Source organism: Bacteroides rodentium JCM 16496 (assembly GCF_000614125.1).
Taxonomy (GTDB): domain Bacteria; phylum Bacteroidota; class Bacteroidia; order Bacteroidales; family Bacteroidaceae; genus Bacteroides; species Bacteroides rodentium.
Genome location: NZ_BAKJ01000041.1, coordinates 1 through 15,890, shown reverse-complemented (window position 1 = coordinate 15,890; position 15,890 = coordinate 1). Strand labels below are relative to the sequence as shown.

General features: G+C 48.5%; 7 protein-coding genes and 5 pseudogenes. All 12 read right to left on the bottom strand.

The window, feature by feature from the left end:
- Nucleotides 1–24: 24 nt before the first annotated feature.
- Nucleotides 25–3,425: pseudogene (locus JCM16496_RS15820) on the bottom strand (TonB-dependent receptor).
- Nucleotides 3,426–3,533: 108 nt separating this feature from the next.
- A pseudogene (locus tag JCM16496_RS25325) lies at nt 3,534–5,812 on the bottom strand (sensor histidine kinase).
- A 184-nt stretch (nt 5,813–5,996) separates the two neighbouring features.
- Nucleotides 5,997–7,315: pseudogene (gene nhaA / locus JCM16496_RS15810) on the bottom strand (Na+/H+ antiporter NhaA).
- Nucleotides 7,316–7,354: 39 nt separating this feature from the next.
- A complete protein-coding gene (lepA, locus tag JCM16496_RS15805; RefSeq protein ID WP_025835500.1) occupies nt 7,355–9,136 on the bottom strand; it encodes a translation elongation factor 4 in 1,782 nt (593 codons plus the stop codon).
- Between the two features lie 124 nt (nt 9,137–9,260).
- Nucleotides 9,261–9,461 (bottom strand): winged helix-turn-helix domain-containing protein, encoded by a 201-nt coding sequence (locus JCM16496_RS15800; RefSeq protein ID WP_005828272.1) that lies wholly within the window; start codon nt 9,459–9,461, stop codon nt 9,261–9,263.
- A 151-nt stretch (nt 9,462–9,612) separates the two neighbouring features.
- Entirely contained in the window at nt 9,613–10,083 is a 471-nt protein-coding gene (locus JCM16496_RS15795) for a C-GCAxxG-C-C family protein (RefSeq protein WP_025835498.1), read from the bottom strand.
- Nucleotides 10,083–10,847, bottom strand: coding sequence for an exodeoxyribonuclease III (locus JCM16496_RS15790; RefSeq protein WP_025835496.1), 765 nt, complete (start codon nt 10,845–10,847; stop codon nt 10,083–10,085). The genes JCM16496_RS15795 and JCM16496_RS15790 overlap by 1 nt, the downstream gene beginning before the upstream one ends.
- 29 nt (nt 10,848–10,876) lie before the next feature.
- A pseudogene (locus tag JCM16496_RS15785) lies at nt 10,877–12,141 on the bottom strand (Nramp family divalent metal transporter).
- A 127-nt stretch (nt 12,142–12,268) separates the two neighbouring features.
- Entirely contained in the window at nt 12,269–12,514 is a 246-nt protein-coding gene (locus tag JCM16496_RS15780; protein WP_025835494.1) for a TIGR03905 family TSCPD domain-containing protein, read from the bottom strand.
- Nucleotides 12,514–13,251, bottom strand: coding sequence for a YebC/PmpR family DNA-binding transcriptional regulator (locus JCM16496_RS15775; RefSeq protein WP_025835492.1), 738 nt, complete (start codon nt 13,249–13,251; stop codon nt 12,514–12,516). The genes JCM16496_RS15780 and JCM16496_RS15775 overlap by 1 nt, the downstream gene beginning before the upstream one ends.
- 62 nt (nt 13,252–13,313) lie before the next feature.
- Nucleotides 13,314–14,461 (bottom strand): annotated as a pseudogene (locus JCM16496_RS24125) (hypothetical protein); the annotation flags it as partial.
- A gap of 35 nt (nt 14,462–14,496) precedes the next feature.
- Nucleotides 14,497–15,771: a phenylalanine--tRNA ligase subunit beta gene (gene pheT, locus JCM16496_RS24120; protein ID WP_244440432.1), complete on the bottom strand. Its 1,275-nt coding sequence runs from the start codon at nt 15,769–15,771 to the stop codon at nt 14,497–14,499.
- Nucleotides 15,772–15,890: the final 119 nt, after the last annotated feature.

Below are 15,890 nucleotides of genomic sequence, written 5' to 3'. Positions count from 1 at the left end.
TCAGCGGAGGTTATCTGCACCCGATTAGTTGAACACGTAGCGGATACCGACTTGCAACTTCCAGCATTCGCTGTAGTTCTGATAGGTGTCGTAAGTCTTGGTAGGATATTCACCGTTCACTTTATACATGGAGAATACCGGAGTCAGGTCAGTGGCGCTCTTCACCCCTTCATACTTCAGGATTCGGTTGCTGTTGGAAACGGTGTTGGTCTTGGAGATACCCCATTTGGAGTTGATGAGGTTACCCACGTTCATGATGTCGAAACTCAGCTGGAAGCAATGCTTGGTCTTGCCAATCTTGAATTCAAAATCCTCCAGCAGACGGAAGTCAAAGCGGTGCACCCACGGAGCGCGGGCAGCATAAGCCTCGGCATACTGTCCTTTGTGATTCTTCAGGTAGGAATCCTGCTCTACGAATTTCCAGAAAGCAACGCGGTCTTCCTCTGTCTTGAAGTTGATTTCACTATCGTCCTTCGGAATGTACATCAGGTCGTTGTTGATGCCGTCGCCATTCATGTCGTTGGTGTAGCAGAAGCTGTAACCGCCGGAAGAATAACCGGAATAGAACAGATTCAGGTGTGTGCCGCGAAGCAGGCCTTTGTGTCTGAAGGGGATGTAGTAGCCCACAGAAGCAATCACCTTGTCGGGAACCACATACTGTGAACGTTGTGCATCCACATAATTGGAACCGTCAATCGTGTTCAATCCCTGCCAAGTGGAGATAGGGTCGCTGCCTGGAAGACCGGAAACTTCTTTGGACTCCGTGTGCGTATAGGCCAGCATCAGCATCAAGTCGTCCACCGGCTGGGCATTCACCGTGATGTTTGCCGTATAGCCGTAGCCTTTGGATGTATTGTCGAGCACCACGGCGTTCTTGCCATTGTAATGAACAAAGTCACCTGCATATTTCACATTCTTGTCGGGGTTATCATAAAGAGAATAAGAGTACACCATACGGTTATCCGCGCCATTGAAACGTTGCATACCCGTATGCAGCAGTTCCGTAGTTGTCACGTCTTTTCCATCAGCGCCCTTGACAGTGGTCAGCTTATTGTATTTCCATTCATCGGGGTTCTTGATGTTGATGTTGTTGATGGTAACGGCATTCACATTCTTCGTGAACATGAACTCTCCCGTCACCGTCAAGGGGAAAGCTACCGGTACCTGGTAGTCTACCGCGATGGACGACTTCCACACTTGCGGCATCTTAAAGTCCTTGGCCACGCCGGAAATCTTGCTTCCTGCCACGTGTTTCTCAATCGTGGTGGGAAGGTTGAACTTGTCGATTACCTGGTTCATGTCCGTAATCATGCCGCCTGCCAACTGGTCCAGACGCGAATCATGTCCCACCACCTTTCCATTGTCATATTGGGTCTTAAAGGTAACGGAGTTCTGCACCATAGAGGCATTGGTCGGCATATTGGTGAAGAAAACCAACGGCAGACGTCCAGTAAACACACCCGTACCTCCACGTACTTTCAATGACTTGTCCTTAAACACGTCCCAAACAAAACCTACACGGGGAGAAATCTGCACCTGGAATCCGGCCACTTGCCGGTATCGATGTGCTGTCCGTCGAAGTCGAGCTCATAGATGGCATCATTTCTCTGGAGGTCGTCGTTGTCGAACATCAAGTTGTCGAAACGGATACCGTAGGTCAGTTTCAGACTATTGCCGAGGTTCCATTCGTCCTGGGCATAGAAGCCAAGCTGGTTGAAGGTAACCTGGGCATTGGGGTTGGCCACCCCGTTGAAACCGTAGGTCAACGCGAAGGATTCGGGGGCTGCACCGTTCAAGAAGTCCTCCAGACTGTTGTAGCGGTAATATCCCGTACCATTACGCATATAGGCGTTGTTGGCAAACTGGTGCTCGTAGCTAAGGCCTGCCGTCAGCTTGTGGTTACCGGTGAAGAAGGTGAAGTTATCAGTGATGTTCGTAATCTTGTTCTTCACACCGTTGTTGTAGGTGAACAACTCGTAACCGGCGCTCATATACGGTTCCAGAATCTGGTTTCCGTTCTCGTCCTTGCCTGCCATGATGTCGATAAAGGGGAAAGGAGAAGAGTTGGTGCCGCGCATGTCCTCTATATTGGTGTAGGTGAACAACAGCTGGTTGGAAATCTTATCGGTGAAACGGCTGTTCAAATCTGCCGCCCAAGACTGCACCTTATTGTCCATGGAATACATGCTGTTGGCAAACGCCATAGACTGCGTACCTACGCGGTAAGTGTTGTTCAAACGGTATCCCGTGTCGGAAGAGTTACCATTCGGGGCATTCCAAGCTGTATTCTTCGTATTGTTGTAGCGGAGGCTCAAGCGATGGCGGTCCGTGATGTTCCAGTCGATGCGGGCCAGAATCTTGGTGTTCTCCTCGTCAGCAGGAAAACTTGTGTAAGAGCCTGCGTCGTAGCCGTACTTGTCCTTCAGATGGTTGTACACCTTCTCCATATCCGACTTCAGCGTACGGGACACCATGCCTTTTGCCTCTTCGCCGTCCTCACGCGCGCGATACTTTATAACCTCTCCAGGAGTCTTCTCCTTTTCGTAGTTCACGAAGAAGAACAGTTTGTTCTTGATGATAGGACCGCCCAGCGTGAAGCCGTAGGTAGTCTTGGACTCGTCGGAACGTGCTCCCAAGTCCTCGCCGTTGATGCGGTTACCGCGCATGTCCTGGTTGCGGTAATAGGTATAGGCAGTACCTCTGAACGTGTTCGTACCACTCTTGGTAATAGCGTTGATGCCGCCGCCTATGAAGTTCGTCTGGCGCACGTCAAAGGGAGCCACCACTACCTGCACCTCTTCGATGGCATCCATGGAGATGGGGTTGCCGCCGCCGGGGAGGTTGGAGCTAAGTCCGAAGTTATTGTTGAAGTTGGCACCGTCGATGGTGAAGTTCGTGGAACGTCCGTCACCGCCGGCAAAACTCATGCCGTTGGCATAGGGAGAAAGGCGGGCAATGTCACTGATGCTGCGGTTCACGGTGGGAAGCTGCGTCATCTGTGCAGACGAGATATTGGTAGTGGCACCCGTCTTTTCAGCGGTGAACTTGGTCTTGGCAGCCGTCACAATCACTTCGTTCAGCAACTCGGAAGATTCACTCATCTCTACGTTCAGGTTGTACACCTCACCCAGCTGGAGAGTGATGTCCTTATAAACAACCGTCTGATAGCCGATGTAGGAAATCTCCACCCGATAGGGACCACCAGTGCGCATACCCTGGATGGAATAGCGTCCGTCAACGTTGGTCACGGTTCCGTAGCGCGAACCGGAAGGCTGGTGAACAGCCTGGACAGTAGCGCCTATAATGGGCTCATTACTTGCATCCGTCACCTTACCTGCCATAGAGGCGGTGGTGACCTGCGCATTTACACCTACGGCAGCCAGTAGCAGTAGCGCTGTCAGTACAATTCTTACTCTCTTTAACATAATGTCTTTTAAATTAGTTCTTTAAAACGTTATATTTCTTAAAACGCCGGCAAAGATACGTAAATTTATATATAAAAAGATTACATTACGATTACAGATTTTAAGAATCTATTCAATACAAGGAAGTACCACTGTGAAACGGCTTCCACGGCCCTCTTCGGAACGGAGTTCAATGCGTCCTCCCATCTTTTCGGCAATGAGCACGCAAATGGACAGCCCCAGCCTACGCCTTGCGAGAACTCGCTGCGCTTGTAGAAACGCTCGAAAATCATCTTCTGCTCGCTGTGCGGAATGCCTACGCCGGTGTCTTCCACATAGAGATGTACCTCGCCCGTACCGGGCGGACAGCGGTAACCCAGCCGGATGCTGCCGGTCTCGGTGAACTTGTTGGCATTGTTCAGGAAGTTGGTGAGCACCTGCGTCAGACGCATGGGGTCCACGTCCACCTGCACATCCCAGACCGGGAAGTCCTTGACGAACTGCAACGGAGGATGAATGAGCAGGCTATGTGTCTGGTAGACATCATCGAGCAGCTTGCGCACACTCTCATGTTGGAAAGTGAACGAGAGGTTGCCCGACTCGATACGCGACAGCTCCAGTATATCGCCCACCAGCTTCAGCAGCAGTTTGGTATTGGTGTTGATGATGTCCACAAACTCCTGACGCTCTGCATCGGAGAACTCCGGTTCGTTGGCCAGCATGTCCGAGAAGCCCACAATGGCATTGAGCGGAGTGCGTATCTCGTGACTCATGTTGTTGAGGAACGACTGTTTCAGTTCGGCCTGCTCCGCCAACTCGCGAGATTCTATCAGCTCCTGCTCGTGGTCTTTCAGCTCCTGGATGTTCTGCAGCAGTCCGGCTATGATGGGTGCATGTCCGGGGGTGTGGATGGTATTGTAGCTGAACTCCCACCACTGGAACTCACCGGTGAAGTTACAGCGGTACTGCCCCTTGTGGTGCGTGCGTTCGTGCCTTGCCGCTATATTCTTGCGGAAGGCGGGTAAGTCGTCGGGATGGATGTAGGGAGTGATTTCATTGAGCAGAAGACGACCGGGGCGGTGGTGAATAAGCTCGCAAAACTGCGAGTCGCAGGACACGAAATCTCCCTCCAGTCGCCAGGCATAGGTAGAATTTCCTTCGATGGCCAGGCAGAGGGTCTCATGCTCGTAGAGGAGGTTTCGCAGTGCCTCACGCTTGCGCCTGCGTTCGCGTAGCAAGCTAAAGGAGAGCAAGACTATCACTGTCAGCACGAAGACAGCGCCCAAAATGGAACCCACGAGTATATGGTAACGATAGCGCTCCGAGAAAGGGATATACATCACGGTGTACTCCGCCGGAATGCTCTCGAGCGGGATGCCATACTTCTGCAGCACATGCCAGTTCAGCACGTACTGTTTGGCGCATTCTGTCACCTGTTGCCGGGGCATCCGTCCTTCAAGGCGTTCCTTGATGCCGGTCGCCATGTATCTTATCTGGCTCTCCAGTGGGGTAAAATATCCTCCCAGCAAGTAGTCGGCAAAACCGAAACCCTCGTTGATGGTCTGGAACGTAGGATTGTCGAAGAGCATGCCCACGCGCTTGGTGGTATAGTCCCGCTTGGTGTAGAGCAGCAGCGTGTTGTCACCGCGTCCCAGCCACATCAGATGGCGTATCGCTATGGAATCGCTCGTCATACGCACAATCTTCGTGGTGTCCAGCAGCACGTCTATGTTCTGCCGTTTCAGTATGGGGCTGATGGTCTCCCCCTCACGCACACGGTGATAGGAGGAACCGGCAAAGTAGGCGCCCTCGGTAGAGGTCACGATGGCGAAACCCTGCCCACGGCACTGCTCATTCAGCGCATGCCATATCTTGCGATCCAGAAACACTTGTCCGTTTATCAAGCAGATGCGCGACTTGCCCATGATACTCTCTATCATGCGGATGGTGCGCAGGTAATCGGGCGTATCGGCATAACCCGTGATGTTGGGGTATTGCAGAAGCAGGGGGATGTTGGGATAGTTCACACCGCTGAACACAACGGGTATTTCGTGCGCCAGCGAATGTCCGCATGCCATCAGCGCATAAGCGGCCTGGTCGTCGAGTACTGCTATCAGCTCGGCTCCCCAGGTGGAGAGGTCGTCCACGAAACCGGCCATACGGAGGTTTTCTGCCTCCTCCATGTAACGGTCGCAGTCCAAGTAGTATTCGCGTACATCACAGTCCAAGCCAAGACGGTGGAACTCCTTCTTCAACAGTTCCAGAGCTTTCGCGGCGGGCAGATACCCCGGCTCGAAGGAGTGTATCAGCGCAATACGCCGGGTCTCCGCATGGGCGGGGCAGGCACACCACACGAGGCAGAGGGAAAGTGTCAATATATATACGGCAACTACCGTTGTTTGCTTCATATCCGGAAGGTCCTTTTCGACTTGTACCAGCAAAGATACGAATGTTTTTTAAGAATAATAAGCTATTTCTTCTGTTTCTGCAACAGAGAATACGTTTTCTTAAATCATTGTCACATGCCAACTTATTTTTTAGGGGATTTTACTGAATATCCCCAAAGAACTGATTCTTCGCTCAGTATCCGGGTTATTTGTCCTTAACCTTCGGCAACACCGCATTCAGTACCATATATCCCAAAATACCGGCAACAATCGTTCCCAGTAGCACGCCGAATTTCGCCTGGTTCAACAAATCCGGATAATCTGCTGCAAAAGAAAGGTTGGCAATAAATAAAGATACCGTAAAACCGATTCCCCCCAGCAAAGATACTCCGGCAACACTTCTCCAATTCATTCCCGGAGCATCGAGGACAAACCGCTCTTGACCGCCAGCCAGGTAAACAGAAAGATACCGATAAACTTGCCAAAAAGCAACCCTGCAGCCACCGCTATACTAACAGCTCCAACAACGCCACCGCCTCCGCTGAACACCACACCGGCATTGGCAAAAGCAAAGAGCGGCAGTATCACAAAGTTTACCGCACCATGCAAATTATCTTCCAGGGATTGCAAAGGACTAATTACGTGATCAGAAGCGCGTTCCACTTGTTTTAGAGTGGCAATCTGCTCATTGGTCAATATAATATTATCTGATTTGGTAACCGGAAAATCACCGATGATGTCGCGGATACGTTTAATGTATTTCCCGGCATCCAAACGGGGACGGGCCGGTATTACAAACGCCAGTATCACTCCGGAAATAGTGCTGTGAATGCCCGACTGAAGGAACAAATACCAAATAATCACCCCGATAAGCAGGAAGAATATCTTCTGTGTCATACCGAGTTTCCCCATATAGTAAAGGAAAAAATAAAGGACAGCAGCTACAATAAGGTATCCGTAAGCCACTTCGGAACTATAGAAAATGGCAATAACCAGAATGCCGCCAATATCATCGACTACTGCAAATGCCGTCAGGAAAATTTTCAGACTCAAAGGCACCCGCTTACCCAGCAGACTGAGTACCCCCAATGAAAAAGCAATATCCGTAGCCATCGGTATAGCCATACCGCGCGTTTCCGGAGTACCCTGAACGACCAGAAGTGAATAGACAATGACCGGCATCAGCATACCGCCACACGCCGCTACAAAGGGTAAAGAAGCCTTACGAAAGGAAGAAAGTTCACCCACCAGCAGTTCCCGCTTTATCTCCAACCCCACGGCCAGAAAGAAAACAGTCATCAGGCAGTCGTTTATAAACTCAATCATTTTCAACGGATGACCACCATGAGAGAACAAGTTGAAGTCTCCGATGCGCAAATGCAGTTCCTGCAAAAGAAAGCCCTGATACAACGGAGCCATCGGTGAATTAGCAATAACGGCCGCCAAAATGGCCATCAAAAACAACAAGATGCTCGCCACTATATTCAGCGACGAGAAGTTTTTCACAGTACGTAAAATAATCATAAAGAAGTATATTTGATTTAAGATTCCATCCTTTCGACATCAATCCAGCTTCAGGACTGCCAGGAACGCTTTCTGAGGTACCTCCACATTACCAATCTGTTTCATACGCTTCTTACCTCTCTTCTGTTTCTCAAGCAATTTTCGTTTACGGCTCACGTCACCGCCATAACATTTGGCCGTTACATCCTTACGCACAGCCTTAATCGTTTCCCTGGAAATAATCTTGGCACCGATAGCAGCCTGAATGGCAATATCGAACTGCTGTCTCGGAATCAGGTCTTTCAACTTCTCGCACATCCGGCGTCCCAACTCGTAGGCATTGTCAAAGTGTGTCAAGGTAGAAAGAGCATCCACCGGCTCACCGTTCAGCAAAATATCCAGCTTCACCAGTTTGGAAGGGCGGAAACCGTGGGGATGATAGTCAAAAGAGGCATATCCTTTGGAGATACTCTTCAATTTATCATAAAAATCGATGACTATTTCGCCAAGAGGCATGTCATAATATATTTCTACACGGTTACCGGAAATATATTCCTGCTTCACCAGCTCGCCACGCTTGCCCAGGCAAAGAGTCATGATAGGGCCGATGTAATCAGTAGTGGTAATCACCGAGGCACGGATATAAGGCTCCTCAATACGGTCTATCATGGTAGGGTCGGGCATGCTGCCGGGATTATGCACTTCGGTCATATTTCCCTGCTTGTCATAGATATTGTAGGAAACGTTGGGCACAGTGGTGATAACGTTCATATCAAATTCGCGGTCAAGGCGTTCCTGCACAATCTCCATGTGGAGCAGCCCAAGGAAACCGCAACGGAAACCAAAGCCCAAAGCCAATGAGGACTCAGGCTGGAAAGTCAGCGAAGCATCATTCAACTGCAGCTTCTCCAAAGAAGAACGCAGATCCTCGAAATCTTCCGCCTCGATGGGATACACACCGGCAAAAACCATCGGCTTTACCTCCTCAAAACCGGCGATAGCCTCTTCGCAAGGACGGGCAATATGCGTAATCGTATCACCCACTTTCACTTCCTTAGAGGTTTTGATACCCGAGATGATATAGCCCACATCCCCCGTACGCAACTCCGGACGTGGCATCATCTCCATTTTGAGCACTCCGATTTCATCCGCATCATATTCCTTACCCGTATTGAAGAATTTCACTTTATCCCCTTTACGGATCACGCCGTTCACTATCTTGAAATATGCAATGATACCACGGAAAGAATTAAAGACTGAATCGAAAATCAACGCCTGCAACGGAGCTTCCTCGTTGCCTTCCGGATGAGGGATACGCTCAATGACCGCAGCCAGAATCTCTTCCACTCCCATGCCCGTTTTACCGGAAGCACGGATAATCTCATCACGCTTGCAGCCCAACAGTTCAACGATTTCGTCCTCCACTTCCTCGGGCATGGCGCTTGCCATGTCACATTTGTTGATGACCGGAATAATCTCCAGATCATGCTCAATGGCCATATATAGATTCGAAATAGTCTGTGCCTGCACTCCCTGCGAAGCATCTACAATAAGCAACGCTCCTTCACAAGCGGCGATAGAACGTGACACCTCGTACGAGAAGTCCACGTGTCCCGGAGTGTCTATCAAGTTCAGAATATACTTTTCGCCTTTATATGTATACTCCATTTGTATGGCATGGCTCTTGATGGTGATACCTCTTTCCTTCTCAAGGTCCATGTCATCCAGCATTTGTCCGTTAGTTACTTGTATAGTATTGGTAAATTCCAGCAGACGGTCTGCCAAGGTTGATTTACCGTGGTCGATATGGGCAATAATGCAAAAATTTCGTATATTCTTCATTGTCAATAACTATCTATTAATTGGGTGCGCAAAGATACTAAAAACAGAGCAAATAAAAAAAATGCGTTGATAACATATTCATGTACCAACGCATCTTTTTATAACATTCCAATCAATTCCTCGCTTAGTTCAGCTTTACAAACAATTCGCCTTCCACCTCAGAAGTAGAGACTTTGTCTTCTCTCAACAACCAGCCCAATCCCAGGAAGAAGTCCTTGTCAATCAGTTTAGTTGCTTTCTTAATTTGCTTGTGAGTCAAGCCATCTGTGCCATTCAGTGCAGTCCAAATCTGTCCTGCAACATTACCAGCTTTTTCTTTTAACATTTCTATTTGCTTTTAGTTAAACGTTATCCTCATCTCCAAGTATAGAGATGTCGGTGTTTTTATATCGCTGCAAAGATAGGTATATTTATGTTATACAACACATTATTAGGCACTTTTTTTTCTTACTAAGGGGTAAAAAAGTTTCTTTTTCTTACTTTGAGGACGTTTTTTCCAGGTATTCAGTCCAAATTCGGGCAGCTACCTCTACCATCCTGGCACACGGGCGTTTAGCATAATACTGCTCCGTCCGTGCTTCCGGAACGGACGAGCCTTCCGGTTTCTTCAGTCCAAGCAGTTCAGCACATATCAAAGAGCCGTTTCGTTTCTTGAACTCAGCAGCCAGCTCCTGCACCAACGCATAGTTTGCCGCCTTACCTTCACGGTCCTTGCCTTCCACCGCTCCTTTTTCCAATCCGGCCAACAGGAACATGCCGCACGCAGCACCACATGTCTGCCTCATACGACCTATGCCCCCACCAAAAGAGGCGGACATCCGGAAAGCCTGCTCTTCTGTAAAGCCATACATATCTGCAAAAGCTCCCACCACCGACTGCGAGCAGTTATAGCCACTCTTGAAAAGTTCCACTGCCCTTTCTATCCTATCCTTCGTCTCCATCATCATTATTCTGTAATTTCCAACAACATCGGGCAATGGTCCGAATGGACAACGTCACCCAAAATTCTCGCCTCCTTCAACATCGGACGCACCGGTTCACTCACCATGCAATAATCAATACGCCACCCTTTGTTCTTGGCACGTGAATTAAAGCGATAGCTCCACCACGTATATTCCTGCTTGTCGGGATGAAGCCAACGGAAGGAATCTATGAATCCTGCATTGAGAAAGCGCGTCATCCACTCCCGCTCTTCAGGCAAAAAGCCACTGTTGGTGGCATTCCTGATAGGGTCGTGAATATCTATTGCCTCATGGCAGATATTATAATCACCGCAAAGAATGAGGTTAGGACGCGTACGTTCCAACTCCAATACATACTCTTGGAATTTCTCCAACCAGACCATTTTGAAAGCCTGACGTTCGTCGCCGCTGGTACCGGAAGGATGATAAACACTCACAACGGACACATCACCGAAGTCGGCACGGATAAAGCGCCCTTCGTTATCGTATTCTTCAATACCCATGCCGTACTCCACATGGTCCGGCTCTTGCTTGCTCAGAATAGCGACTCCACTATACCCCTTCTTCTGTGCAGAATATAGATAATGCTTATACCCCAAAGCATCCAGCACCTCTGCCGGATACTGTTCCGGTTGCAACTTCGTTTCCTGCAAACAAAGCACATCCGGCTGCTCTTGTGCCAGCCACTCGGAAAAACCTTTTGTCACGGCAGCCCGTAACCCATTTACGTTATATGTAATAATCTTCATACTTATTTGATTTCTTAGAAATGAATTATTCAAGATGTCAACTCGGATACCAGCAGCATGATATTCAGCACAGTGACCACCGCAGCAATGGCGTAAAGCACAAATGTGCTCCATTTACTGTTTACATACTGCCCCATCACTTTGCGTGAAGAAGTCAGTCCCACTTGCAGGAAAACCGTAAACGGCAGCTGGATGCTCAGTATCATCTGTGAAATCAGCAAACCTTTGAACGGGTCTCCGATAAAGAAAATCAGCAGCAGCGCAATGCCCAGCGACAGAATCACACCCACCTGCGAGTGACTGTCTTTGATATGATAGGATTCTCCGAAAATACCGGCAAAAATAGAACCTGCCGCCATACCGCTGGTTATCGTAGAAGATATACCCGCCATCAGTAATGCCAATGCAAAAACCACGGCAGCACTGCCCCCCAGCAACGGTTCCAGCAAAGATTTGGCCTGTTGCAACTCTTCCACCTGAATACCGCTCTTAAAGAAAGTTGCCGCCGCCAGCAGTATCATGGCACTATTGATGGCCCACCCTACAACCATGGAAAACAAGGTATCGAACAATTCATATTTCAACACCTTGCGGATGGACGCATCATCTTTCTTATTATATTCATGGCTCTGTATCACTTCCGAGTGGAGGAACAGATTATGCGGCATCACCACCGCACCGAGTACACTCATGATAATCAGCATGCTTCCATGCGGAAACGAAGGTGTCACCCACCCCTGTGCGGCCAGCGGCCAATCTATCTTCACCAGAAACAGCTCATAGATAAAGGAGAGCCCGATGACCGAAACAAAAGCAATGATGGAACGTTCTATCTTCTTATAGGAATTGGTGAAAAGCATGACGACTACAAACACGGCAGTCAAGACAGAGCCCCATATGATGGGAATGCCGAACAGCATCTGCAAAGCAATGGCACCTCCCAATATCTCTGCCAGCGAAGTCGATATGGAAGCCAATACCGCTGTGCCCAATATGGGACGCGACACCCAGGAAGGAGTATATTTGGTAGCGGCTTCGGACAAGCACAATCCGGTTACAATGCCAAGATGCGCCACATTATGCTGCAATACAATCAGCATGATAGTAGATAAAGTCACGACCCACAGCAACGAATAGCCAAATTCAGAACCTGCTGCAAAATTAGATGCCCAGTTTCCCGGTCGATAAAGCCTACAGTCACCAGCAGTCCGGGACCTATATATTTAAAAACGTCCAGACCGCCCAAATAGCGTTTGTGGTCTCTCCGTTTCAAGTCTTTAAAAATATTCATCATTGTGTCTGTTCTATTAAGAGCGTAAAAATACTCAAATAATAACAAATACTCCCATGTTAGGTTCAAAAAAAAGCCCCTGGCATCTTTCAATGTCAGGGGCTCTCATCCATTCTTTCAGGCGGGAGGCTCAATACCCCATCTCGTGCAATGCTTTGCACAACTGGTCAGGGCAGGAAGTGGAACGTCTTCCGCAGCGAATTCCTTCCAAACGGGTAATCACTGCATCTACCGGCATACCTTTCACCAAACGTGAAAGTCCTTGCAGGTTTCCATTACATCCACCCCAAAATGCCACCTCTTTCACAATGCCATCTTCCACATCCAGTTCGATGTTACTGCTACATGTACCTTGAGTCTTGTATGTATATGTCATTACTCTTCGCTTTCTTCCGGTTTCATGTTGGTATAAACCGTCTGTACATCATCAAACTCTTCGAGACGTTCTATCATTTTGTCGATAGTCTCGCGTTGCTCGGGAGTCACATCCTTCGTATCATTGGGGATGTAAGTGAACTCACCACCGACATCTTCGAAGCCGCACTCTTCCAAATGCTTCTGGATGGCCGCATAGCTCTTCGGGTCACCATAGATGGTGATAGTGCCTTCTTCTTCATCTTCCTCGAAATCTTCCTCTACATCGTAGTCAATCAAGTCAAGGATGAGCTCTTCCATATCGATACCGTCTTTCTTCTTGAAAGTGAACACGCACTTGTGGTCAAACAAGAAAGCCAGTGAACCCATTGTTCCCAAGTTACCGCCGAACTTGTTGAATACGGAACGCACATCGGCTACTGTACGGGTAGTATTATCAGTCAGTGTATCCACAAAAACAGCTACACCGTGAGGACCGTATCCTTCATAAGTCATACCCTTATAGTCGCTCTGGTCCTTGCCCATCGCATTCTTGATGGCACGTTCAATATTATCCTTCGGCATGTTTTCACGCTTACAAGTAGCGATTACCGAACGCAGTGTCGGGTTGTTTTCCGGTTCCGGACCGCCGGCCTTCACCGCAATAGCAATTTGTTTACCCAATCTTGTAAAGGTCTTTGCCATGTGACCCCATCTTTTCAATTTGGCAGCTTTTCTATATTCAAACGCTCTTCCCATTGGAACTGTATTTTAAATTATGAATTATAAATTCTGAATAATAAATTCTGAATAATGAATCAACGCAGCTTGGCATTCAACTTGTCCTCCAGGTTCTTCACCAGTTTGGACATAATCTTGTCAATCTGCTTGTCGTTCAACGTTGCATTCTCATCCTGCAGCAAGAAGCTCACCGCGTAACTCTTCTTTCCGGCTTCCAGATTCTTACCCTCGTAAACGTCGAAGAGAGAAACCTCCTTCAGCAACTTTTTCTCTGTCTCGTAAGCAATCTTCTCGATTTCCGCAAACTGCACTTTCTTGTCGAGCAGCAGTGCCAAGTCACGTTTCACGGCAGGGAACTTGGAAATTTCCGTATAGCTCACCTTCACATTACGGATGGCTTTCAGCAATTCTTTCCAGTTGAAATCGGCGTAATACACCTCATTGTCAATGTCGAATGCCTTCAGTAACTTCTTCGTTACGACGCCGAAGGTAGCCAGTCGCTTTCCTCCCTTTGTCTGTATGGACAAACCGGCAGCATAAATGTCATCGGTCAGATTACCGACAACCAAATCATGCATGTGCAGCCCCAATCTGGCAAAGACATTCTCAACGTATGCCTTCAGCTCATATACCGAGCTGTTCTCATCCGGATGAGCCATGAGTTGGTCACCCTCTTGCCAGTCACCCACAAACCAAGATGATAGTCTTCGGAATAAGCGGCAAGCACCTTTTCCGGATTCTTCTTCTCCTCGTTGAAGTGGTAGCAGTTACCGAATTCAAAGAATTTCAAGTCTGCATTCTTGCGGTTGGCATTGTGCGAGATGCTTTCCAATCCGCCGAAAAGCAGTGTCTGACGCATGGCATTCAGGTCTGCACTCAACGGATTCAGCAACATTACCAGATTCTTTGACGGATAAGACTCCAGGTTGTCATAGTAAGCGGCACGGGTCAATGAGTTATTCAGAATCTCATTGAAACCACAGCCCACCAACTGCTCGGCAACCAAGTTCTGCAGTTTGTTGGATTTATCATATTCACCCTTGGTAGTCAGACAAGACTTCAAGGTAGTCGGAATCTCTACATTATTATATCCGTAGATACGCAGAATATCCTCTATCACATCGCAATCGCGCTGCACGTCCACACGGTAAGGAGGAACATCCAGCGTAAGCCCTTCGGCAGTCTCGTCTACAATCTTCATTTCCAGACTTGTCACGATACTCTTGATGGTATCCACCGGAATCACTTTACCAATCAGTGAGTTCACTTTCTCATAAGCAAGTTCACACGGAAATCCTGGGCGGGAGCGGCGCACACATCCTTTATTTCAGAAGAGATGGTACCTCCGGCAAGTTCCTTTACCATCAAAGCAGCCAGCTTCAGACAGTAAATAGTGGCATTCGGGTCGATACCTCTTTCAAAACGGAAAGAAGCATCTGTGTTCAGCGCATGGCGGCGGGCTGTCTTGCGCACCCACGTCGGATGGAAGTAAGCACTTTCAAGGAACACATCCTTGGTGGTTTCCGTAGAGCCGGAATCCAGACCGCCGAACACGCCGGCAATACACATCGCCTCTTCCTTGTTGCAAATCATCAGGTCGCGTTCGTTCAATTTACGCTCCACGCCGTCAAGAGTTACAAACGGAGTACCTTCCGGCATGGTCTTTACAATCACCTCACCGCCTTTAATCTTATCCGCATCGAAACAATGCAGCGGCTGGCCGAAAGCATGAACGATATAGTTGGTAATATCCACCACATTATTGATAGGACGCAGACCGATAATACGCAACTTGTTCTGCAACCATTCGGGGCTTTCTTTCACGGTAACCCCTTTCACCGTAACACCGGCATATCGGGGACATGCCTCGCTATTCTCTACGGTTACTTTAATATCCAAGTCGTGATTTTCCACCGCAAAAGCGTCTACCGAAGGTTTCTTCAAGGTAGCCGGCTTACCGTTCTGTATCAAGTAGGCGTACAAGTCGCGTGCCACCCCATAATGTGAGCAAGCATCGGCACGGTTGGGAGTGATGTCCACTTCCAGCACGTAATCGCTCTTGATGTTATAATAATCCTTGGCAAGCGTACCCGGAACAGCTGTTTCCGGCAGTACGATGATACCCGCATGGTCCGTACCGATACCGATTTCATCTTCAGCACAAATCATGCCGACAGATTCCACGCCACGAAGTTTTGATTTCTTAATGGTAAAGCATTCGTCACCGTCATACAGTTTTGTGCCCAGCGTGGCCACTACCACTTTCTGCCCGGCAGCTACATTCGGAGCGCCGCATACAATCTGCACGGGTTCACCTTGCCCCAAGTTCACCGTAGTGACGTGCATATGGTCTGAGTTGGGATGAGCTTCACATGTCAGCACTTCGCCGATGACCAGTCCTTCCAGTCCGCCTTTAATGGTCTGCACCTCTTCCACACTTCCCGTTTCCAGTCCGATGGAGGTCAGTGCCGCAGCAACTTCATCCGGTGTCAAATCGAAATCGACATACTCTTTCAACCAATTATAAGAGATATTCATATCATTATATTTTTATTGTTTTCAAAAGTGACCCGCAAAGGTAATAAGATTTTTTGGTTGGCAGGGAATTATAAATGAAGAAAATAACAAAATAGTATACTCTACACATTGTGAAGAGT

What these genes read in the sequence shown, in the direction of transcription:
- lepA (WP_025835500.1), bottom strand. Translation starts at nt 9,136, where the DNA reads ATGAAGAATATACGAAATTTTTGCATTATTGCCCATATCGACCACGGT.
- JCM16496_RS15800 (WP_005828272.1), bottom strand. Translation starts at nt 9,461, where the DNA reads ATGTTAAAAGAAAAAGCTGGTAATGTTGCAGGACAGATTTGGACTGCA.
- JCM16496_RS15795 (WP_025835498.1), bottom strand. Translation starts at nt 10,083, where the DNA reads ATGATGATGGAGACGAAGGATAGGATAGAAAGGGCAGTGGAACTTTTC.
- JCM16496_RS15790 (WP_025835496.1), bottom strand. Translation starts at nt 10,847, where the DNA reads ATGAAGATTATTACATATAACGTAAATGGGTTACGGGCTGCCGTGACA.
- JCM16496_RS15780 (WP_025835494.1), bottom strand. Translation starts at nt 12,514, where the DNA reads ATGACATATACATACAAGACTCAAGGTACATGTAGCAGTAACATCGAA.
- JCM16496_RS15775 (WP_025835492.1), bottom strand. Translation starts at nt 13,251, where the DNA reads ATGGGAAGAGCGTTTGAATATAGAAAAGCTGCCAAATTGAAAAGATGG.
- pheT (WP_244440432.1), bottom strand. Translation starts at nt 15,771, where the DNA reads ATGAATATCTCTTATAATTGGTTGAAAGAGTATGTCGATTTCGATTTG.